The organism is Streptomyces sp. NPDC006798 (assembly GCF_040635975.1).
Classification (GTDB): domain Bacteria; phylum Actinomycetota; class Actinomycetes; order Streptomycetales; family Streptomycetaceae; genus Streptomyces.
The window spans coordinates 1-19,358 of record NZ_JBEYIS010000067.1; the positions used below are offsets into that span (position 1 = coordinate 1).

Below are 19,358 nucleotides of genomic sequence, written 5' to 3' on the forward strand. Positions count from 1 at the left end.
CTTTCCCCGCTTCTTGGTGAAGACCCGCCAACTCTCCGGTACGGGGCCCTGGCTCGCCCGAGTCAATACGGTTCGGGGATTCGTCACAGCGGCAGGCGGGGCGCGAGAGGCCGTACGGAGGTGTCCGTACGGCCCCTGCCGTACGGAGGGCCCGGGGCGACCCGGGCCCTCCGTACGCCGGGCCGGGGCCGGGGCGGAACGGTGTGCGGCGCTTGCCGTCCCGATGGCGGGGCCGGTGGGCGGTTCCCGCGTACGGGACGTACCCGGGATGACCTGTACGCGGCACGCTGCGGTCTCCGCAGGCCACCGGGGAGAGCGCCCGTGCCGGGTGTCCCGGACCCGGCACGGGCGGGGAGGGTCGCGGGCTCCGGTGGCCGGAACGCCCGGCGTACGGACGGAGCCGGGGCGCGCGGCCGGTCCCCCGCGGTCCGGGGTGTCAGGTCCCCCGCCGGTCCGCGGCGTCCCAGCGGCCGGGCCGCCACCCCCGGGCGCGGCCTCTCGGCAGTACCACCGCCGCCAGCGCCACCAGTACGATCACCCCGACCGATACGGCCGTGACCAGCAGCGCGGCGGACCGGCCGCCCGTCGTGTCGGCCCGCTCCGGCAAGGCGACGGGCCGTTCCCCGGCGGGAGCGGCGGCGGCCGGGCGGGCGATCCCGGAGACCGCGCCGTACGGGTCCAGGGCGGGGAGTTCGGCACCGGGGTACGCGCCGGAGAGCAGCCGGTCCCGTACCTCGGACGCGCGCAGCCGGGGGTGGTACGAGCGGACCAGCGCCGCCGCTCCCGCGGTGACCGCCGCGGCCAGTGAGGAGCCGGAGGCAGTCCACTTGCCGTCGCCGACCGGGCCGGGGCCGACCAAGGCCGCGCCGGGGGCCGTCAGATCGGCCCGGGTGTAGCGGGGAGCGCCCTTTTCGCGGTCCCCCCGGGGGCCGGTGTCGACCACGGCGAGCGCCTCGGCCGGCGGCGGCGGGGCGGGCGGTCCTCCCGACCCGCCCGACGGCGCGCCGTCCGCGGCGGCCGGGACGACGACGAGGGCGTCATGGCGCTCGGCGGCGGCCATCGCCGCCCGTACCCCGGGGTCGGCGCCGTCGAGCGGGGCGGTCACAGTGATCACGTCGGCGCCCTCCTCGGCGGCCCGCCGGACGGCATCGGCGAGCCCGGCCGGGTCGGGTTCGCCCCGCTCACCGGTGCCGCGTACGGCGAGGACGTCCGCCTCCGGCGCCACCCCGGAGAAGCCGTGACCGGGGGTGATCGCCCCGGCGGCCAGGCCCGCCTGGAACGTGCCGCGCCCCACGCAGTCCTCGCCCGCCGATCCCAGGGCCCTTACCCGGCCCGCGAGGACCGCCGGGGCGTCGCTGACACCGGTGCCGACGACCGCCACCGTCACTCCCCGCCCCCTCGACAACTGCCAGACCTGGTCCAGACCCAGGGCCCGGCGGGTCCAAGGCGCCTCGGTGGTGACCCGGCCGGGGTGCTTCGTACACTCCTCCTGCCCCTGGGCCAGCCGTTCGGGCATGCCGGGCAGGGTGGTCGCGCCGCCACCGCCGGTGGCCGGGTCGACGGGGTCCGCGAACCCGGCGGGCGCGGGCAGGAGCGCGGCCAGGGTGGCCAGACTGAGCAGCGCGGTGGTACGGCGTCGCACGGGACGTCCTTGGTTCGGGGCCGGGCCCGCCCGGTGGGCGGGGGCCCGGCCGCGCGGTCGGGGATACGGAAGCGTCCGCCGGGGTCAGTCCCCCCGCAGGTCCTGGGGCAGCAGCAGCCGCAGATCGTCGAGGGTCGGCGCGGCCACCGCGCTCAGCCGCCGCGCCTGACGGGTCATCATCGTCTCCAGGGTCTGCCGGGCGAGCCGGGCGTTGCCGAAGGAGCGTCCGCGCGGGATCGCCTCGAAGTGCGCGTGGAGACCGGCGGCGGTGTCGGGGGTGCAGTCGTAGCCGTTCTCCCCGGCGTGCCGGCCGACGATGGTGACGAGTTCCTCCGACGAGTAGTCGGGGAACTCGACGGTACGGGTGAAGCGGGAGGCGAGACCGGGGTTGGAGCCGAGGAAGCGGTCCATCTCCTCGGTGTAGCCCGCGGCGATCACCACCACCTCGTCGCGGTGGTCCTCCATCAGTTTGAGCAGAGTGTCGACGGCCTCCTGGCCGAAGTCCGACGAACCCGCACCTGCGGAGGCGGGGGTGAGGGTGTACGCCTCGTCGACGAAGAGCACTCCGCCGATGGCCCGTTGGAAGACCTCCTTCGTCAGCTGGGCGGTGTGTCCGACGTACCGGCCCACCAGATCGGCCCGGGACACCTCCACCAACTGGCCGCGCGGCAGCACCTCCAGGGAGGCGAGCAGTTCGCCGTAGAGCCGGGCGACGGTCGTCTTGCCGGTACCGGGCGGCCCCGCGAAGACGAGGTGGTTGCTGATCCGGGGCGTGGGGAGTCCGGCCGCGGCCCGGCGCCGGGTGGTGGCGAGCAGGGTGACCAGATCGCCGACCTCGCGCTTTACGGCCGCCAGGCCGATCAGGGCGTCCAAGCGCGCCATCGGGTCCTCGCGCTCGGAGCCGGACGCGGCTCCGGCGGTCCCGGACGTGCCGACGTCCTCGGCCGTCAGCAGGGCGAGATCGCGCTCGTCCACGTCGCCCCGGGCGGCGAGCCGGGACGCCTGCCGGTCGACCATCTCCTCGAACACCTTCCGGGCGGTGCGGCCGTTGCCGAAGGAGGCGTCCCGCGGAATGCGCTCGAAGTGGTGGTTCAGCGCCGCGCGGGCGTCGTCGCCGTCGAGTTCGTAGCGGTGCGCGGAGCACATCCGCTCGACGATGGTGACGAGTTCGCCGGAGGTGTAGTCGGTGAACTCGACGCTGCGGGTGAAGCGGGAGGCGAGACCGGGGTTGGAGGCGAGGAAGTCCGTCATCTCCGCGGGGTATCCGGCCGCCACCACCACGACGTCGTCGCGGTGGTCCTCCATCAGCTTGACGAGGGTGTCGATGGCCTCACGGCCGAAGTCGGCGCCGGATCCGCCGTCGGAGAGCAGGGTGTACGCCTCGTCGACGAAGAGGACTCCGCCGAGGGCCCGGTTGAAGGTCTCGGTGGTCTTGATGGCGGTTCCGCCGATGATCTGGGCGACGAGATCGGCCCGGGAGACCTCCACCAGATGGCCGGAGCGCAGCACTCCGAGGGAGGCGAGTACGGAGCCGTAGAGCCGGGCGACGGTGGTCTTGCCGGTACCGGGCGGCCCGGCGAAGATCAGATGCCGGCTCATCGGCGGTACGGGCATCCCGAGCGCGGCCCGGCGCTGCGCCATCCGGTTGAGGTTGATCAGAGTCAGTACCTGGTGTTTGACGTCCTCCAGGCCGATCAGGGACTGGAGTTCGGCGACCGCGCCGTCCGATTCGGTGTCGTCCCCGTTGACGGCCGCGCCGCCGGGCAGTCTGCCGTTCCCGGCGGACTCGGCGTCGGCGGCGCTGCCCCAGGCGTCGGGGGCGCTGTTCCCGGTACTGGTCAGCCGCTCGACGGCGAGCCGGTCACCGGCGACGGTCTGCCGCAGCCCGCTGCCCGCGTTGTCCAGGACGGCGCAGTCGATCAGGGAGGCGGGCCCGGGGCCCTCCACCCGGATGCCGTCGCCGCCCGAGCCGGTCACCTCGCAGGAGGTGAGGGAGGCCCGGGCGCCGGTGGCGATCCTGACGCCGTGCTCGCCCGCGTCCCGGATCCGGGCCCGGGTGGCGGTCAGTTCGCCCCGGTCGTCGACGCGGACACCGTCGGCGGCGCAGTCGTGGACGTCGAGATCGCGGACGGTCAGGGCGCCGAGTGCGCCGATGTGCGCGGCGGGTCCCCTGCCGCCGCGCAGCCGTCCCTGTCCGACGTAGAGACTGCCGTGGCCGGCGACATGGATCCCGGCGTCGCCGCTCTCCTCGATCAGACAGTCTTCCAGCCTGCCGCGGCCCTCCCGGTCGACCTCGACGCCGTGGCCGCCGGAGCGGCTGACGGTCGTCCGCCGCAGCAGGGGGTTGGCGCCACCGCGGATCAGGACGCCGCTGCCGCCGCTCCCGGTGACCTCCAGCCGGTCGGTCTCGGCCGCGGACTCCTCCTCCAGCAGTACGCCGACGGACTCGGCGTCGCGGACGGCGGTGGCGGTGAGCACGGGTGAGGACGATCCGGCGACCCGGACGGCCGCGTCCCGGGCACCGGTGAAGACGCACTCCTCGACGGTGCCCCGGCTGCGCTCGGTGACCAGCAGCGCGTGTCCCGCGGTGCGTTCGGTGCGGCAGCGCCGCAGGGCGGGCGCGGCGCCGCCGCCGACGACGAAGCCGTGTCCGCCGGAGTTCCGTACGGTCACGTCCTCCAGGACGGTGACTCCCGAGGAGCTGACGAAGACGCCGACGGCGCAGTCGGTGACGGTGGAGCGGAGCAGGGTGACGGTGCTCTCTCCCTCGGCGGCGGCGCCGGGCTTGTCGGTCGCCGAGATCTCGCACTCCTCGACCCGTACCCGGGCCCTGCCGTTGGTGAGGACCCCGTTGCCCCGGGCGTCGCGCAGCCGTCCGCCGCGCAGGGAGAGCGAGCCCTGCTCGCCCGCGACGACGGCGGAGGTGCCGAGATGTTCGACGGCGCACTCCTCCACCAGGCTCTCGACGGTGGAGGTGGTGACGATCCCGGCGCCCTTGGGGTTCTCGATCCGGCACTGGCGTACCGCGAGGGAACCCTCGCCCCGGGCGTACAGGGCGGTCCAGGAGCTTCCGTGTACGTCGCACCGGTCGAGCAGCAGTTGGCCGCGCGGGACGTCCACGACCGGGAGTTCGTCGTCGTGGCCGCGCAGTACCAGCGAGTTGACCTGCGCGGAGTCGCAGGCGAGGGTCAGGGCCGTGCCCCGGCGCGGCGCCAGTTCGACCGTGCCGCGGCCCTCGACGGCGGTGAGGGTGAGGGAGGTCGTGAGCGTCAGACTCTCCTCGTACCGCCCGGAGCGGACGCTGATCACCGCGCCGGTCCGGGCGACGCGCAGGGCTTCGGAGATGGTGGAGCAGTCGCCCGTGCCGTCCTGTGCGACGGTGAGCAGCTGACGTGACACGTGTTCTGACCTCCCGGGCGCCCCCGGCGCCACTCTTCGTACGGGTCCGCTCGCTGCCGGGGCGGGTGGACTGTTCCGCTGTTGATGCGTCGGTGCTCCGGCCGGCCCGGCGCCGAGGGGCGCCGGTCCGTCACACCCCGGCGAGGAGGATCCTTGCCGGGACGGGGCGCGGGCGGGCACGACGCCCGCGCGCGAGTTCTTCCCACCCTCTGACGGGATGGCATCGACGGGCCGTCGGTTCCCTTTCTCCGGCACTTTCTTCCGGCGCCGTCCCCCGGCGCCCCGGCGTTCGGCTGGGCGCCCTGTTCGGCGCCTTGCCCAGTGCCCCGTTCCACACCGTCGCGCCGGTTCACTCCAATTCCCCGTGAGCCCCACCGCCGCCCACCCGCCGCAGAGTTCCGGCCAACGACCGGTCACCTTCGGCCGTATTCGGTCGCCGAACCCTGCCGCGCCCCGGCGCGGAAGGACCGATCGTCCCCGTCGCCGGGCTCCGTCCAAGCCTCCCAGGGCCGCCGCAGCGGCCCGTCCGGACCATGAAATCGCAGCTCAGAGCCGTGATTACGGGTGTGTCGCTGGCGTCGTTCGGCCTACGCCCGCGGGGTCCGGCCGTGCCCCGGCCGCCGCCGGGCGCGCCATCCGTATCCGAATCGCAAGAAAGATCCGCAACCTGATCCCCCGTAAGTCCATCAACTCCGTTACGAGCACGGCGTCGGCCGCCGGGAGGGCGGAGCCGCGCGACCGGCGCGTACCGACAGAGGAAAGCGGGTCCAGTGGGACGGAGCGACATGTCCGGCACGGCGGGCGGACGGGGATGGTCCGGGCTGCTGGGACGCCTCGGCCGCCGTACCGGCTCCGCGGTGGACGACCCGTACGCCGGGCCGGAGCACACCCCGCGCACGGTGCGCGAGGAATTCCCCCACCGCCATCTGCTGCGGTCGTCCGCCGCCACCGGTACCGCCGTCCGCGACCTGCTGCGGGAGTTGCCCGCCGACGCCCGACGACCGGTCGTCGTGGTGGACGTCCCGCCGGAGGCCGCGGGCAATCTCGGCGAGGAACTCGGCTCCCTGCTGGCCCGGCTGCGCGACAAGGAACCCCTCGTCGTACGGCTGGTGCTCTCCGGGGCCGCCGCCCCGGCGGGCGGGGCCGGTCCGCTCGCCCAGCGGCTCGCCGACGCGTGGCGGCTCACCCTGGAGGCGCCCGACGCCCCGGCGGTTCTCACTCCCGGCGGCATGCTGTACGTCGCCGAGCCCGCCGCGCCTGGCGGCGGCTGGTGGCGCTTCGCACCGGGCGCCGCACCCGAGGCACTGGGCCCCCGGCTGCCCGCGCCCCGCTGGCAGCGTGCTCTGTCCCGGGTCGCCGTGGGCCCGGTCGGCGCCTGTGTGGCCCGCCCGGTCCCGGCCGGACTGCTCCTGAGCCCGGCGGACGCCGAGGCGCCCCGCCCGGACGCCCCCGCCTACGCGGCGACGGCCCACCCCGACAAGGTGAGCGTCCTGCTGGGCGTCCCCCGCGACCGGCCCGTCCCGGCGGACGACGTCGCGACCCTGCTCGCCGGGCTGCCGGCCGAGGCCCGGCGCTCCGTCCGGCTCGTGCCCGCCGACGGCCGGGAAGCGGTCGTCCTCACCGAGGAGGTCTGCGATCTGCTCGGCACCGAGCTGGAGGTGACCCTCGGCATCCCCGTCGCGGGCGGCTCGGGCGACTCGACCGGACCCGACGGCCCGGACGGCACCGTACGGGAGTCGGTACGGCTGCTCACCGCCGAGGGCGAGTTCACCTGGTCCCCGCCGCTGACGTCTCTGGTGTGCTCCCCCGCGCGGGCCGACGGCTCCCGGCCCGTCCCCCGGCCCCGCTCCTGGTCCCTCCCGCAGGCGCCGGACGACGCCCGGCCCTACCCGGCCGCCCTGCCGCTGCCGTCCGGTGCGCGGGCCGTCGCCGTACGGTCCGGACTCTGGATCGGCACCGAACCCGAGCCGCCCGGGGACGTCCGCGACCGGCCCGCCGACCCCCGGGCCCTGCGGGTCACCGTCGACCCCGCCTGTCTCACCGCCCGGGAACGGAACGCTCATCTGAAGAGTCTCGGCCGCCTTCTCGACGAACTGGGACCGGCCGCCCGGGACCATACGGAGATCATCACTCCCCCGGACTCCTCACCCGAACTCGTCGCCGCCCTGCGCCGGTTCGCGGTCACGTCGGGACTGGCGCTCGGCGCGGCACCCGCGACCGGGTCCGTGCAGGTGACGACGGCCGGAGCCGGTGGCCCGGCGGTCGCGCCCGCGCGTACGCCGACCGTAACGACCGCGTCCGCGCCCCCGGCCGCCCCCGGTACGGCCACCGCGCCCTCGTCACCCGCACCCGTCATGACGACCGCTCCGGTCGCGCCTGCCGCGTCAGCCGCGGCCATCACCGTCGAGCGGTCGGCGGCGGACCCCTCCTTCGGGGCACGACCGGCCGGCGGGCCGACCCCGTCGACCGTCTCGGCGCCGCCGAGTCCCGTCGGCGGCGCCGCGCGCCCCTTGACGGGGACCCCGGATACGCCGGAGGCACCGGGAGCTCCCGAGCCGCCGGAGGCACGGGAGGCGACCGTGTCGGTTCCGGTTTCCGGGTCGCTTTCCGGCCCCGCCGTCGTCCCCGGACCGTCCCATGACCTCACGTCACGGGACGGCTCGCCGACCGCTTGCGAGCCACCCACGGGCGCCGTCCCGGTATCCGGTCCGGGGCCGCGTTCCGGCCCTCGGAGCGCTCCCGACCGGCCGTCGCCCCCGGCCGGGACTTCCACCGCCCCGGGCCGGGACGCGGGTTCCGCCGCCACACCCACGGCCCCGCCCCCGGCACCCGCGACACCCGCGACACCCGCGGGCAGGACACCGGCCGCTCGCCGCCTCGCGCCCGCCGGGCTCAGCGACGAGAGCGACCGGCGGGCCTTCCGCGAACTGGCCGCCGACGTCTGGGAGGAGCACAGCGGCCCCGTCGGCCAGGCGCTGCTCGCCCTGCCCGCCCTGCGCGGATCGGGCGCGGAGGGGGCGAGCGTCGACCTGGTCGCCGTACGGCTCTATCTCTCCTCCGGTCCCGACGACCCGTTCGGGGCCCGTGCCGTCGCCGCCGACCCGGACGCGCTCCGCCCCTACGCCGTCTGTCTGGCCTCCGGACTGCGTCGCCTGCCCGCCCTGCGCGGCACCCTGGTGCGCGCCGTGCCCCAGCCCGCCGTCCCGCGTGACGTGGTCCCGGGCACCGTCCTGCGCTGTGACGCCCCCCTGGACGTCGGCGCCGTGGGCAGGCCGGGAGCCCCGCTGCCGCCCGAGGCGCTGGTCCGCTATGTCATCCGGTCCGTCACCGCGCGACGCACCTCCGTCCTCGCCCCCGGCGGTGACGGCGCGCTCTTCGCGGCGGGGACGTCCTTCACCGTCCTGGCCCGTCGCGAGCGGGGCGGGGGACTGCCCGCGCGGGTGTTGCTGACGGAGACGCCCCCGGGCGGCGGTCAGCCGCGCGAGCCGTCCGCCGAGGCCCTGGAGAAGCTGGACGCACCCACCCGTGGCCCGGCCTCCGACGGTCCGCCCTGGCCCGTCCGGTGCACCGGCCCGTTCCTCCAGTACCACCCGCCGGTGTCCTGAGGAGCCGGGGCACCGCCCCGGCCTCTCCCCCGGCTCTCCCCTTCCCGTACCAGAAAGGCAGCCCCAGGCATGGCAAGCAGAGAGACCACCCCGGACGGCGGGAGCGGTCCGGGCACATCCGTACGGCGCGCGGCGGCCGTGGCGGCACCGGCCCAGGAGCCCGCCACCGGGCTGTTCCCCGCCCCGGCGACCACCCCTGCGACCGCCCCGGCGTCCACATCCGCTTCCGCTTCTACGTCGACGGAGGCGGAGCGCCCGAGCACCGGCACCGGCACCGGCACCGGCACCGGACGGAAGGTCGTGGATCCGGACGGCACCTCTTCGGCGGCCGTCCCCACCACGAGCGGGGTTACGGCCGCCCCGGCGGCCTCGACCGCCTCGCCCACCACACCCACCACGCCCACCAGGTCCGCCGCGTCGGCGGAGACCCCGTCCACCGTCCCCGCTCCGGCGCCGCCCGGGGCCGTCACGGCAGGCGCCTCGGCGGCCCCGGGCACGACCACTTCGGGCGGGAGCGAGGGCGCCGCGCGGGCCGGAGGCGCCACCGGGACCCGGGCCGGGGCGATGTCGGCGGTACGCGCCCGGCTGGCCACGGCGGCCCGGGCAGCCGGGCCGGGCTCCGGAGCCGGTTCCGGCGGGAACGCCGAGGGCTCCGAGCCCGGCCGGCCCAACAAGCCCCTGATCGCCGCGGCCGTCCTCTGCGGACTGGCACTTGTCGCGGTCCCTTTCCTGATCTCCGACTCCGAGGAGAAGCCCCGGAAGGCCGCCGCGAAGGGCGCCGACGGCAGCCCGATGAACACCGACCCCCTCGGTCAGGGTCTGGTTCCGGGCGAGGAGCGGCTGGCGGTACCCGGCGGAGCGAAGGGCGGTCCGGCGGTACCGGGCAAGTCCGGCGCGGCGGGCGGGCGGGGGCCCGGCACCGGGCCCGCGCGGGGCCCCGGCCTGGCCGGGCTCTCCGGACTTCCCGGACTCGGCCCGGTGGCGGGTCCCCAGGACGGGGGCATCGCCCTCCCGCCGGGATCCGCGGGGGGCCCGGCCTCCGGCGGCGGCCCGGCGGCGAAGGCACCGGCCGCGCCCGGCAAGAAGAGCCCGGCGACGAACCCGGGGACGGGGAGTGCGGGAACGAAGAACCCGGGGACGAAAACGCCCACGGCACCGGCGACGAAGACCCCGGCCAAGTCGAATCCGCCGAAGACCTCACCCACCACCCCACCAGCCGCCCCGGCCACCTACTCCCATCTCATCGGCCTCGGCTGCAACACACCCGGATTCGCCACGGGTGACTGGTACGAGGACAAGAAGGAGGGCTGGCTCAAGCACTGGGGCAGCACCAAGGGCAACGGCTGCAACGGTCTCTTCTACAGCATGCCGATGTCCGGCAGCTCCAAGTCCGACGGCATCTGGGCGCAGTGGAAGTTCTCCACCGGCAAGGTGGAGAAGGGCCTTTGCGCGGTCCGGGTCTACATCCCGAACGTCGGCGACAACGACTACGTCGGCGGCACGCCCGCGCACTACACCGTCTACCGGGCCTTCACCCAGAAGTCGAGCAACCAGATCGGCACCTTCCGGATCAACCAGCCGTCCCGCCTCGGCCAGTGGGTGGACGCCGGGACGTACCGGATCAGCGGCGGCAAGATCTCCGTCGTGCTCGACAACCGGGGCAGCGGCGCCGACAACCGCCACGCGGCGGCGGCCCCCGTCCGGGTCGACTGCACAGCGTCCTGACCGGGTACCGTCACACCGCCCCACGCCGCGCGGCGGGGGCCGGGCCCGGGGGCGCCTCGGCCGCCCCCGGGCCGTCCCGGGCCTCAGTCGTCCCGCTCGGAACCCGACTGGCCGCGGGACTTGGCGATCCGGCGCAGCCGGTGATGCCGCCCGGGGCCCGACTCGGAGATCGCGTCGCCGACCATCGCCCGTACCGCGTCCCGTACGCCGTGCAGCGCCTGGCCGCGCGCGGGTCCGGCGCCGGGGTCGGTGCGCAGCTCTTTCAGCAGCGCCCAGCACAGCAGCAGCATGACGACGACGAACGGCAGCGCCACCAGGATCGTCGCCGTCTGGAGGGATTCCAGTCCGCCCGCCACCAGCAGTACCGCCGCGACGGCCGCCATCAGCACGCCCCAGACGACCACCAGCCAGGTCTTCGGGTGCAGGGCGCCCCGGCTGGTCAGGGAGCCCATCACCAGGGAGGCGGAGTCGGCGCTGGTGACGAAGTACGTCATCACCATCAGCATCGCCAGCCAGGACGTGACCGTCCCCAGGGGCAGCGCGTCGAGCATCGCGAACAGCGACGCCTCCTCGCCCTCCTTGAGCTTGGCCGCCATGTCGACCCGGCCGGTGGCGTCCAGCCGGATGCCGGTACCGCCCATCACGCAGAACCAGACGACGGTGGCCCCGCTCGGGACGAGCAGTACCCCGATCAGGAACTCCCGGATGGTCCGGCCGCGGGAGATCCGGGCGATGAACGTGCCCACGAACGGTGCCCAGGACAGCCACCAGGCCCAGTAGAAGATGGTCCAGGCGCCCAGCCACGCGCTGTCGGTGAAGGCACCGGTCCGGGTCGCCATCGAGACCAGCTCGCTGAGGTAGTTGCCGACGCTGGCCGGGATCGCGTCCAGGATGTAGACGGTCGGCCCGAGCAGGAAGACGAAGAGCGTCAGCGCCGCCGCGAAGACGATGTTCGTGGTGCTCAGCCATTTCACGCCTTTGTGGAGCCCGGTGAAGGCCGAGATCACGAAGGCCGCGGAGAGGCAGACCACGATGAGCATCCGGGTGGTGGTCGAGTCGTCCACGCCCGCGGTGAGTTCGAGCCCCTTCGCGACCTGGAGGGTGCCGACTCCCAGGCTCGTGGCGGTCCCGAACACGGTCGCGAAGACCGCCAGCAGGTCGATCAGCCGACCGGACCGGCCGTTCGCCCTGGCTTCCCCGATCAGGGGTACGAACACCGAACTGAGCCGGTTGCCGCGGCCCTTGCGGAACCCCGCGTAGGCGAGTGCGAGGCCGGCGATCCCGTAGATCGCCCACGGGGTGAGGGTCCAGTGGAAGAAGGAGTACGCCAGTCCCGTTCCGGCCGCCGCGCCGGTACGGGGCTCCACTCCGCTTCCCGGGGGCGGCGCCAGGTAGTGCGTGAGCGGCTCGCCGACCCCGTAGAACATCAGTCCGATGCCCATTCCGGCGCTGAACATCATGGCGATCCAGGCCAGGTCGGTGAATTCCGGTTCGCTGTCGTCCCGGCCGAGTCTGACCCGGCCGAAGCGGGAGAAGGCGAGCAGGACGCAGAGGACGAGGAAGACGTCCGCGGCGATCACGAACAGCCAGGCGAAGTTGTCCAGCACCCAGTCCAGGGCGGAGCCGGACGCGCTGTCGAAGGAGTCCTTGCCGATGGCCGCCCAGGCGACCACGGCGAGGACGACCACGACGCCGACCCCCACGACCACATAGTCGGGCGAGATGTCCCGGCCGTGGGGGTCGCCGGTTCCCTCCGGCCCCTCGGGGTTCCCTGACTCTTCGATCGGTACAGTACTCATCGAGGTCACTATGGTGGGGTTTGTGACTCGTGTACGGGTGGCACGCCGGTCGCCTCCGCTTGTGAGCCCTCCCGCCCTCTTCGCCCGTTCGACCGCGAACGGCGGGGCCTTCGCCCCCGGCGGCCCCGGGCCCGCGGCGCTCGGGTCAGCGGTGTCCGGCCGGGACCGGCCGCACCGGCGGCGGCCAGCCCCATCCGGGTCGGGATCGGCAGATTCACCACGGCCAGGCCCGCGAGGGCGATGACCACCGTCAGACCGGCGACGACCACGGCCGATCCGGCGGTGCCGTTGGCCCGTGCGGCGGCCGGCTCCCGCTCCGGGGTGGGCCTGCGCCGGCGCGACGCCTCGGGTGCCTCGGCCGTGACGCCCCTGGTCCGTTCGTTCGGTGGCGACGACGGAACCGCACCCGTGCGAGAGCCGGCAGCGGCCCGGCTCACCGGGCGGGGCGCCCGGCGACGGCGGCCCGCCCGCGGCGGAGGCAGTACGCGACCGTGACGACGGCCAGCAGCGGACCCCAGAGGAGGAGCGGGGCATAGGCGGCGGTCATGATCCAGTACTTGTCGCCCTCGGGGGCGCCCGGTGCGCCCATGTTGTCGGGGTCGTTCCAGGCGAAGGCGCCCTGGACGGTGATCAGGGTGACGGCGAGCGCGCCGAGCGACGCGGGGATCACCGCCGCCGCGGTGGGGATCCGGCGACCGCCGAGCAGGGGCACCCAGGGGGGCACCGCCTCGCCCCAGGGCCGGACGAGCCCGAGCGCCAGCAGACCGAGCAGCTCGGCGAAGACGCTCAGGGCGATCAGATAGAGCGAGCCGGTTCCGGGGAACTCGGAGCGGTGCAGCGCGCCCTCGCCGAAGCCCGAGTCCCAGCCGAAGGCGATGGCGATCCGCCAGAGTCCCGAGGGCAGTACGGTCAGCGCCGCCGCTGCCGCGACCGCGCGCATCGCACGGCCGGCAGGCGGCAGGGTGACGGTTCCGGCGGTCCGGCGGGTGGGCGTCCGGGGCGCGGCGTGCGGGGCGGCGGGGACGCGGGCGGGGGCGAGAGCGTCGCGGGTCCGGGTGGCGGTCATGTCCTAACTCCTGCTCGGGCGGGGGGTCTTGGCGATGCCCCAAGCCTCGTCCGGCGCGCCCGCCCGGACCATCCGCCGATCGGGAGAGACCTCCACGCGCGATACGGCGCCGACGAGTCCGGCCTCCGCCGATCGGCGGAGGCCGGGCGGGCGGGCGCGGGGTCCGTGGAGGCCGGTCGGACCGGCCCGTGACGTACGCCCCCGGACCCGGCCGACCCCCGAGCGGACCCGTGACGCCGCGACCGTCCGCCCGACCCGGCCGCGCCCGCCCCGGTAGCATCCCGCCACCGGAGCGGGCCGGGTCTCCCTGGCGCCCCGGCTACTCCGGGTTGGTGACGCGGGCCATCACCACTCCGGCCAGAATGAGCCCGAGGGCGACCGTACGCCCCACCGTCAGCGGATCCTTGTGGACGATCACCCCCAGGGCGATCGCGCCGAGCGCGCCGATCCCGGTGAAGACCGCGTAGGCCGTGCCCACCGGGAGCGTCTGCATCGAGCGGGAGAGCAGATAGACCGCGACGGCCATCAGCGTCAGACAGAGCAGGGTGGGCAGCGGCCGGGTGAAGTTCTGGGTGGGCTTGATCGTCTGAGCCCAGACGATTTCGACCAGCCCGGCCAGCCCGAGCATCAGCCAGGCCACCTCAGTACTCCCCGCCCAGCCGGCGGGCGGTGCTCAGCGCCGCCGCGTACGACTCCTCGTGCCGCTCGCGCAGATGGGCGAGCCCGGGGTCGATCCGTGAGTTGACCAGTTCGGCGTTGACGAAGACGGTGTCCTCGACGGCGAAGTGTCCGGCGAAGAAGTCGCGCAGATAGCGCTCCTGGTAGTCGAACCGTTCCTTGGGGGCGCCGGGCGAGTAGGCGCCGCCGCGCGCGGTGGCCACCACGAACCGCGCCTTCAGCGACATCCGGGGGAAGGTCACCTGGTCGAGCCAGGCCTTGAGCTGCGCCGGGATCGAGTAGTTGTACATCGGTGTGGCGATCAGCACCACATCGGCGGCGGCCAGTTCGGTCAGCAGCGGTTCGACGATTCCCCAGGCCCGTCTCTGTCCGGGCGTACGGGCGGCCGACGGCAGATCGGCGATCCGGGTGATGCCGTCCTCCAGTACGTGGTCGCAGAGCTGGGTCCACGCCTCGTCGATGAACGGCACCGGGTCGGCGGCGAGGTCGCGGTGGACGTAGGCGGCGGCCGGACGCGCCTCCCGCCAGGCGGCGGCGAAGGCGTCGCCCACCTCCCGGCTCACGGAGCGGCGGCGGGCGCTGGCGTCGAGATGGAGCAGTGCGGGCACGGTGATCCCCCTGTCGAAGCGGACGGGTCGAGGACCCGAGGGCATAAAACGGCACGTGCCGTGCCGTTCGAGGGAGATGATTACGCCGCCCCGGCCCTTCTGTCAACGGCACGTGTCGTGCCGTTAGCATGGCCGGATGTCACCCAGTGATCCCTCTCGCGGCAGGCCGGACCGGACCGCGGCGGTCCTCGAAACCACCTTGGAACTCGCCCGGGAGGAGGGTTACGCCAAGCTCAGCATCGAGCGCATCGCCGCCCGCGCGGGGGTGGGCAAGCACACCATCTACCGCCGCTGGCCCTCGAAGGGCGCGGTCTTCCTGGACGCGCTGCTGTCGGCGCTCCGGACGGATCTGGGCTACCCCGACACCGGAGACATCGTCGCCGATCTGCGCACCCAGATGTCCGCGACCCGGACACTCCTGGGCCCCGACGCCTACGGCCCGCTGTACGCCGCCCTGGTCGGCGAGGCGCAGCACGACCCGGCGATCGCCACCGCCCTGTACGAACGCTGGCTCAAGCCCCTGACCAAGGGCACCCAGGACCGGCTCCGCAAGGCGCAGGAGCAGGGCCAGCTCGACCCCGGCGCCGATCTGGACGTCGTGATCGCCGTGCTCTACGGCCCGCTGTACTACCGGTTCCTGCTGGTACCCGGCTCCTATGACGAGCGGTTCGTGGACGGCGTACTGGAGGCGGTCTTCACGGGCCTGCGCCCGCCGCCGCCTCAAGCGCCCTGAAGAACACCGGGGCCGACTCGGAGGCGGGACGACCGGCCCTCGAATCGGCCTCCCCGAAAGGGAATTCACCTTCCGCTTGAACCGTCGATAGAGCATCGGCCGCGGAATGCGCAAAACCTTCCGGCGCGCGCCGCCCGTGAGGTTCTTCACCGGGCCCGCCGATTGATCAGATCTTGAATTACGGGATAACTTCCCCGTGGCGCCGCCCGATCGGAACAGCGGCCCCGGAATTGCCTTCGGGACTTCCGGCCGAGGCCGAAATCACAGGGACTCCGCGCACGGTCCGATCCGGCCGCCGGAGAACCGCGGCGCCGGTTCGCCCTCCCCCGAGGGCGCCGCTCCCCGCCCGATGTGGAAGGTGATTCCATGGCTCTGCAACGCGCGACCGTCGTACGCAATCTCTGGGCGTCGCCCGCGATGTTCGTCTACGCGGCCGGAATCGTCTTCATCCTGGACCGCGAGCGGGACCACGAGCGGCTCGGCTGGAGCCTTTACCTGGCCGGCTGGCTGCCGCCCCTGATCGCGCTCGTGTGGTGCGCGGCCCGTCAGGAGAATCCCGGTATCGGCGGGCTCTTCGCGCTGACCGTCCTGCTCTCCTTCGGTCTGCTGTTCTGGCTGAATAATGGCTGACGCGATTCACGCCGAAGGGCTGACCTGGAAAACCCGGGGCAAGGTGATTGTGGACGATGTCCGGATGACCGTGCCCGCCGGGGCGGTGACCGGATTCCTCGGAGCCAATGGCGCCGGAAAGACGACGACGCTGCGGCTGATGCTGGGGCTGATCTCCGGGGGCGGGCGGACGACCTATTTCGGGCAGCCGCTGGAGGATTGGCGGGATCCGGCCCGGGTCGTCGGCGCGGTCATGGGCGGGGTCGCCGGACATCCCCGGCACTCCCTCGCCGCGCATCTGCGGATGGTCGCCGCGGGCGCCGGACTGCCGGGCCGCCGGGTGACCGAGGTGCTGGACTCGGTGGGCCTGGCCGATACCGCGGCCACGGCACTCGGCGCCCTCTCCCTCGGGATGGCGCAGCGCGCCGGGATCGCCCAGGCCCTGCTGGCCGATCCGCCCGTACTGATCCTGGACGAGCCGGCCAACGGGCTCGATCCGCATACGATCCGCTGGCTGCGCGACACCCTGCGGCGGCTGGCGGCCGAGGGGAAGGCGGTCCTCGTCTCCAGCCATCTCCTGGCCGAGATGCAGCACATGGCCGACCATGTGGTCGTCCTGGGCCGGGGGCGGGTGGTGGCCAGGACCTCCGTGGAGGATCTGGCCCGGTTCGGCGGTGAGGTCGTCCTCCAGAGCCCGCGCGCGGCCGAGCTGGCGGAGCCCGTACGGCGGCTCGACGGCACGTTCACGCCCGGCGGGGACGGCCGGGTCCGGATCCGGGGCCTCTCCCGCTTCCTGGTCGGCGATCTGGCGGCCGACCGGGGTATCCCCGTCCACTGGCTCGACGAACGGCCGCCGTCCCTGGAGGACTTCTATCTGTCGGTGGCCGAGGAGGAGTTCCCGATCCGATGAACGCCGTCGCTCTCGGCCCGGCCGCCGGTACGCCGGTCTCCCGGGCCACCGCGCTGCGCCGGGCGGTCCGCTTCCACTGGTGCCATCTGGCCGCCCTGCGCTCCACCTGGATCCTGCTGGCCGTCGTCGCCGCCTTCGGTCTCCTGGCGGGCGCGGCCACGCCCCTCGAAGTCGAAAACGGCGAAGCCCCCACCGTCTGGTCGGTCGTGACGGGCATTCAGCTCGACGCGGTATCCCTCCAGCTCCCGCTCGCCGCGCTGCTCCTGCTGCCACTGGCGACGGGCCCGGTGACGACCGAGTTCGGCCGGGGCGCGGCCCGGACGACCTGGCTGACGCTGGCCGACCGGCGCACCGCCTATCAGGCCAAACTCCTGCTCGGCGGGGCGATCGGGGCCGTCGCCGCGCTCGGCGGCGCGCTGCTGACCGGGCTGGCCGGGATGGCCGCCCTGGCCGTCGGCGGGTACGACCAGCCCGACTGGGGCCGGACCGTACCGGGCGTCCTCGGCTATGTCCTCTTCATGGCCTGCTGGCCGGTGATCGCCACCGCCACCGCCGTCCTGGTCCGCGACCGGGTGGCGACGGCCCTGCTGCTGGTGCTCTGGCCGCTGATCGGCGAACGGCTCGCGGGCCTGCTGCTCCGGTTCGTCCCCGGCCTGGGCGGTATCACGGACTGGCTGCCCTTCGCGGCGGGCCGGGCCGCCCTGGCGGCGGGCTCGCACCTCCAGCCCGAGGACGGCCGCGCCATGACCGACGCCCTGGTCGGCAGCGGCCTCTCCCCCGCCGCCGGAGCCGCCGTCCTCCTCGCCTTCACGGCCGTGCTGGCGTATGCGGGCCTCAGGGCCTATCGCGCCGGCGACGGCGGCTGAACTGCCGACGGCGCGGCATGGGGTGACGTGGTGTCAGTCCCTGGGGCGTACGGCCCTGACCGGTCGAAGGGGCTCGCCGCCGGGGGCGGGCGCGGCGCCGAGGACGCCCCGGGCCCGGAGGTCGTCGAGCGGGATCTCGGGCCGGTAGAAGGGCCCTTCGTCGGATTCCGGCGCGGCGGGGGCGGGGGGCCGCCCGGGGCCGGACTCCCGGCCCGCTCCCTCCCGGTGCTGTCGCGGTACGGGTCCGGAGCCGAGGGTCCTGCGACGGGTCGTCATGGCAGTGGATCGTACGTCGATCCGCCGCGCCGCACGACGGCTCACGGTCCGGATCTCCGGCGTACGGCGGCGCCCGCTCCCCCGCCGCCGCTCCTCGGTTCGGGCGTACGGCGCCGCTCCCCCGCCCGGTCCGGCGCGGCGGTGGAACCCGGTACCGTCCGGCCGCGTCCCAACAGCGGACCTCAGGGCCTGCGGAAAGTCTCGCCCGGCACGCGACGCCCGGCACGCGCGCTCCCCTTCGGGCACGGGAGGGACCCGGCGGTGTCGGGGTTCCCGAGTACATCCCGTACGAGGGAAATCGCTCCCACGGCTTCGCCGGGGGCCGTCGCGCGCACCGGACACCACGGGCCCGCCCTCCAAGCGGACGGCGCTGCTGTCCGGACACGACCTGGCACCCCACCGATATCGGAGGCCGTATGCGCGGGGGAACAGCTTCACCGGTCGTCGCCCTGCTGGGCCTGGTCCTGCTGCTCGTCAGCGGTCCGGCCGCCGGGCCGGGTGCCGACCGGGAGCGGCCGGGCGGGCCGTCCGCCGGGGAGCTTCGGCGGGCCCGGCAGACCGCGGCGGCCTGGGACGGTTCGGCCGCCGCCGAGGCGTGGCGTACCGGATTCCATCCCCTGGACGTGCTGGTCCGGCCGCCGGACGGCGGCTTCCGGAGCCCGGACGACGAACGTGCCTTCCACAGCCGGAACTTCGTACTGCGGGGTACGCTGCCGGACTCCGCGCCGCGGGACGGCCGGGTGGAGTGGGCCGGGGGCGGGTCGCTGCGGCGGCCGGTGGCGGGCGCGGAGGGGACGTTCCGGGCGCTCTCCGCCGGGGCGGGAGCCGATCGGCCGCTGGTGGTGACCGGCGCGCGGGCGGGCCGGATGGCCGTCGCCACCAGCCGGGGCCCGGCGACGGTTCCGGCCTGGCTTTTCACCCTCAAGGGGTATGCCGCTCCGGTAACGCGGGCCGCCGTCTCACCGTCGGCACTCCCTCCGGCGCCCGTAGCGCCGACTCCCGAGGCGCCGGTGCGGGCGCTCGACGGGCTGGTGGGGATCTCGGCCGACGGCCGGGTGCTGACCGTGGTCGCCCCGCACGGGGCGTGCGACGACGGTCCGGCCGTCGGTGTGCTGGAGACCCCCGGCAGTGTGGTGCTGACAGCCGGGGTCGCGGGCGCGGAGCGCGACGGTCTCTGTACGAAGCAACTGCTGCTGCGGGAGGTGTCGGTGGAGTTGGCCCGGCCGGTGGGCGGTCGAGTGCCGCTCGACGCGCACACCGGCCGTGCCGTGCCCCGCGAGGCGGTTCACGTCCCGGCGCCTGGCCGGGGCTGAACCGGAGCACTCCCTGGTCCCCTTCTTCCCGTGGGGGACCTCGGCCCGACCTCCGCCCTGACACGGAGGTAGGACCGATCGGGTCCGCCGGTCGCGGCGGGGGCCGGAGCGCCCCCTGCCGGTGTCCCC

At 74.8% G+C, this 19,358-nt stretch carries 14 protein-coding genes and 1 pseudogene; 7 read left to right on the plus strand and 8 right to left on the minus strand.

The window, feature by feature from the left end; genetic code table 11:
* Positions 1–436: 436 nt before the first annotated feature.
* Positions 437–1,642, minus strand: coding sequence for a S8 family serine peptidase (locus ABZ714_RS30885; RefSeq protein WP_358828649.1), 1,206 nt, complete (start codon positions 1,640–1,642; stop codon positions 437–439).
* 84 nt (positions 1,643–1,726) lie between these two features.
* Complete coding sequence (locus tag ABZ714_RS30890) at positions 1,727–5,041, minus strand: right-handed parallel beta-helix repeat-containing protein (RefSeq protein WP_358828650.1); 3,315 nt, start codon at positions 5,039–5,041, stop codon at positions 1,727–1,729.
* A 770-nt stretch (positions 5,042–5,811) separates the two neighbouring features.
* Between ABZ714_RS30890 and ABZ714_RS30895 the strand changes: the two genes are divergently transcribed.
* A complete protein-coding gene (locus ABZ714_RS30895) occupies positions 5,812–8,646 on the plus strand; it encodes a hypothetical protein (RefSeq protein ID WP_358828651.1) in 2,835 nt (944 codons plus the stop codon).
* Positions 8,647–8,715: 69 nt separating this feature from the next.
* Entirely contained in the window at positions 8,716–10,371 is a 1,656-nt protein-coding gene (locus ABZ714_RS30900) for a hypothetical protein (RefSeq protein ID WP_358828652.1), read from the plus strand.
* Between the two features lie 83 nt (positions 10,372–10,454).
* On the opposite strand, the gene ABZ714_RS30905 is transcribed toward ABZ714_RS30900, so the two are convergent.
* The 5 genes and pseudogenes from ABZ714_RS30905 to ABZ714_RS30925 form a co-directional block, all read right to left on the minus strand.
* Positions 10,455–12,170, minus strand: a complete 1,716-nt coding sequence (locus ABZ714_RS30905) for a BCCT family transporter (RefSeq protein WP_358828653.1) — start codon at positions 12,168–12,170, stop codon at positions 10,455–10,457.
* 173 nt (positions 12,171–12,343) lie between these two features.
* Positions 12,344–12,487, minus strand: a pseudogene (locus ABZ714_RS30910) (MMPL family transporter); the annotation flags it as partial.
* A gap of 116 nt (positions 12,488–12,603) precedes the next feature.
* Positions 12,604–13,236: a hypothetical protein gene (locus ABZ714_RS30915; RefSeq protein WP_358828654.1), complete on the minus strand. Its 633-nt coding sequence runs from the start codon at positions 13,234–13,236 to the stop codon at positions 12,604–12,606.
* A gap of 319 nt (positions 13,237–13,555) precedes the next feature.
* Positions 13,556–13,876: a multidrug efflux SMR transporter gene (locus ABZ714_RS30920; protein WP_358828655.1), complete on the minus strand. Its 321-nt coding sequence runs from the start codon at positions 13,874–13,876 to the stop codon at positions 13,556–13,558.
* 1 nt (position 13,877) lies between these two features.
* Positions 13,878–14,522, minus strand: coding sequence for an NAD(P)H-dependent oxidoreductase (locus ABZ714_RS30925; protein WP_358828656.1), 645 nt, complete (start codon positions 14,520–14,522; stop codon positions 13,878–13,880).
* Positions 14,523–14,658: 136 nt separating this feature from the next.
* Here ABZ714_RS30925 and ABZ714_RS30930 point away from each other — a divergent pair, with 136 nt between their 5' ends.
* The 4 genes from ABZ714_RS30930 to ABZ714_RS30945 all read left to right on the plus strand — a co-directional run bounded on the left by ABZ714_RS30930 (position 14,659) and on the right by ABZ714_RS30945 (position 17,640).
* The gene (locus ABZ714_RS30930) at positions 14,659–15,255 is read left to right on the plus strand and encodes a TetR/AcrR family transcriptional regulator (RefSeq protein WP_358828657.1); all 597 of its coding nucleotides are present in this window, start codon (positions 14,659–14,661) and stop codon (positions 15,253–15,255) included.
* 366 nt (positions 15,256–15,621) lie between these two features.
* Entirely contained in the window at positions 15,622–15,885 is a 264-nt protein-coding gene (locus ABZ714_RS30935) for a hypothetical protein (protein ID WP_358828658.1), read from the plus strand.
* Entirely contained in the window at positions 15,878–16,774 is an 897-nt protein-coding gene (locus tag ABZ714_RS30940) for an ATP-binding cassette domain-containing protein (RefSeq protein ID WP_358828659.1), read from the plus strand. The genes ABZ714_RS30935 and ABZ714_RS30940 overlap by 8 nt, the downstream gene beginning before the upstream one ends.
* Positions 16,771–17,640, plus strand: a complete 870-nt coding sequence (locus ABZ714_RS30945) for a hypothetical protein (protein ID WP_358828660.1) — start codon at positions 16,771–16,773, stop codon at positions 17,638–17,640. Before ABZ714_RS30940 ends, ABZ714_RS30945 begins: the two co-directional genes overlap by 4 nt.
* A 33-nt stretch (positions 17,641–17,673) precedes the next feature.
* On the opposite strand, the gene ABZ714_RS30950 is transcribed toward ABZ714_RS30945, so the two are convergent.
* Entirely contained in the window at positions 17,674–17,916 is a 243-nt protein-coding gene (locus tag ABZ714_RS30950; RefSeq protein WP_358828661.1) for a hypothetical protein, read from the minus strand.
* 416 nt (positions 17,917–18,332) lie between these two features.
* Here ABZ714_RS30950 and ABZ714_RS30955 point away from each other — a divergent pair, with 416 nt between their 5' ends.
* Positions 18,333–19,229 (plus strand): hypothetical protein, encoded by an 897-nt coding sequence (locus tag ABZ714_RS30955; protein ID WP_358828662.1) that lies wholly within the window; start codon positions 18,333–18,335, stop codon positions 19,227–19,229.
* Positions 19,230–19,358 lie beyond the last annotated feature (129 nt).

Coding starts and splice junctions, on each gene's coding strand:
- ABZ714_RS30900 (WP_358828652.1), top strand. CDS start 8,716: ATGGCAAGCAGAGAGACCACCCCGGACGGCGGGAGCGGTCCGGGCACA.
- ABZ714_RS30905 (WP_358828653.1), bottom strand. CDS start 12,170: ATGAGTACTGTACCGATCGAAGAGTCAGGGAACCCCGAGGGGCCGGAG.
- ABZ714_RS30915 (WP_358828654.1), bottom strand. CDS start 13,236: ATGACCGCCACCCGGACCCGCGACGCTCTCGCCCCCGCCCGCGTCCCC.
- ABZ714_RS30930 (WP_358828657.1), top strand. CDS start 14,659: ATGTCACCCAGTGATCCCTCTCGCGGCAGGCCGGACCGGACCGCGGCG.
- ABZ714_RS30935 (WP_358828658.1), top strand. CDS start 15,622: ATGGCTCTGCAACGCGCGACCGTCGTACGCAATCTCTGGGCGTCGCCC.
- ABZ714_RS30940 (WP_358828659.1), top strand. CDS start 15,878: ATGGCTGACGCGATTCACGCCGAAGGGCTGACCTGGAAAACCCGGGGC.
- ABZ714_RS30945 (WP_358828660.1), top strand. CDS start 16,771: ATGAACGCCGTCGCTCTCGGCCCGGCCGCCGGTACGCCGGTCTCCCGG.
- ABZ714_RS30950 (WP_358828661.1), bottom strand. CDS start 17,916: ATGACGACCCGTCGCAGGACCCTCGGCTCCGGACCCGTACCGCGACAG.
- ABZ714_RS30955 (WP_358828662.1), top strand. CDS start 18,333: ATGCGCGGGGGAACAGCTTCACCGGTCGTCGCCCTGCTGGGCCTGGTC.